This window comes from Pseudomonas sp. 2 (assembly GCF_056627435.1).
In genome coordinates this window covers 1-1,780 of the sequence record NZ_JBWXNG010000039.1, presented here as the reverse complement: position 1 = coordinate 1,780, position 1,780 = coordinate 1, and the positions used below count along the sequence as shown (strand labels likewise).

General features: G+C 62.5%; 1 protein-coding gene. It reads right to left on the bottom strand.

Translation table 11 applies throughout. The annotated features are described in order from the left end of the window. The coding region (locus AC1MEK_RS29770; protein ID WP_480399836.1) for a hypothetical protein at nt 1-1,780 on the bottom strand (1,780 nt) is incomplete at both ends.

Below are 1,780 nucleotides of genomic sequence, written 5' to 3'. Positions count from 1 at the left end.
AACTGCGGTCGGCGCATCGTTGACCGGATTGACCGTGACGGTCAGGGTCTGCGAGGTCGAGGCGTGGCTGCCGTTGCTCGATTCAGTGGCGGTCGAGGTCACGGTCAGGTTGAAGCTGCCGTTGTAGTCTTGAGCCGTCTGGATCGTCAGCTTGGACAGGTCCCACCCGGTGACCGACGTCTCGCTGTTGTTGGCGCCAGCGGTGTAGGTGTGGCCCGGGGTGCCGTCGGTCAGCACGGCGCCTTTCGGAATGCCGCTGATGACCGTGCTCAGGGTTTCCGAACCGTCTTTGTCGACCAGTGCTGGCGCGATGTTCAGGTGGATCGCAGTGTCTTCGTCACCGGTTGCAGTGGTGACGGAAAGGTTCGGTGCATCGGCCACTGCGATGACCGTGACGTTGAAGTCCAGATTAGTGCTGACAGATGCTGCAGTCGGGCCGTCTTGTGCGGTCGCGGTCAGGGTCAGCGGAACGGTGCCGCTGAAGTTTTCCGGTGCGGTGAACTTCAGGGTGCTGAGGTTCCAGGTGCTGATGTCCACCGATGCGCCGTTCGCGCCCGCGGTGAAGGTGTGCTCCGCAGTGCCGTCAGTGATGACCGATCCTTTCGGCAGGCCTTTGAGGGTCAGGGTCAGGCTTTCCGAGCCATCAACGTCGGTGCTGTGCGCATTGACGGCCGACAGCAGGATCGGTTGGTCTTCAAGGCCGGTGTTGATGTTCTGGGTGACCGAAATGTTGTCCAGAATGCCGCCCAGGGAGTTGCTGTCCGCAGCCTTGAATTCAAGGTGCGCGGTGCCATCGGCGGTGACCGGAACCTGGAAGGTGTAGGTTTTCAGGCCCAGTTCGCTGGCGTTCAGGGTGCCGATCAGGGTGGTGCCCCAGAACACGTTGATGACCGAGTTGCTCAGCGCGCCGGAGCGCGGCGAGTAGTCGACCGAAACGGTGTAGGTTTCACCGGCCTTGGCCGAGAACTCGGTCCACAGGTTGCTCGGGTCGCCTGAGTTGCGCTCCAGTTCGATGACGTGGTTGCCGGATGCCTGGTTCGGATCATTCACGCCATAGGTGCTGGCGGTGTTGATTTCCACCTGGCCGTTGGCGTTGTCGGTGTGCCACACGCCGCCGCTGAACTGGTTGACGGCGATGTTGGTGCCGGTGCCCGAGCCCTGGAAGTCGATGCCACGGCTGAAACCGCCGTCCATGCTCAGCGACGGGGTGTCGGTGACTGGCGCCACGGTGACGCTGCCATTGGCGATCGGCGAGCTCAGGACGTCCTGACCATTGGCCAGGCCGTTGTCCACTGCCTTGTAGGTGAAGTTGTTGGTACCGCTCCAGTCCGCAGTAGGCACGAAGTAGATGGTCGCGCTGTTGCCAGAGGCCGGAATGTCGGTGCTGGTCGTGATCTCGATGGTGTGGGCGGCGTCGGCGTAGAACTTGCCGTTGGCACCCAGGCTGACCAGGTTGAAGTGATCGATCTGACCGTCTGCATCGCTGCCACTCAGGGTGATGGCGATGCCGGTGTTGGTCTGACCGTCGTCTTCGTTGCCGTTGCCGAGAGCGACATTGGCGGTCGGCGCATCGTTGACCGCAACCACGGAGATCTCGCCGTGGGCCAGCACAGATTCCTTGCCGTTGACGCCGTTGCCCTTGGCGCCGGAGTCGGTGACGGTGATGTCCACGCCACGAGTGCCCGCCGCCGGGTTATCGCCCGGTGCCAGGAACTTGATCGATTCGATCAGCGCCTTGTACTGCTCGATGGTCGCGATACCGGTGATGGTGAAGCCGGTT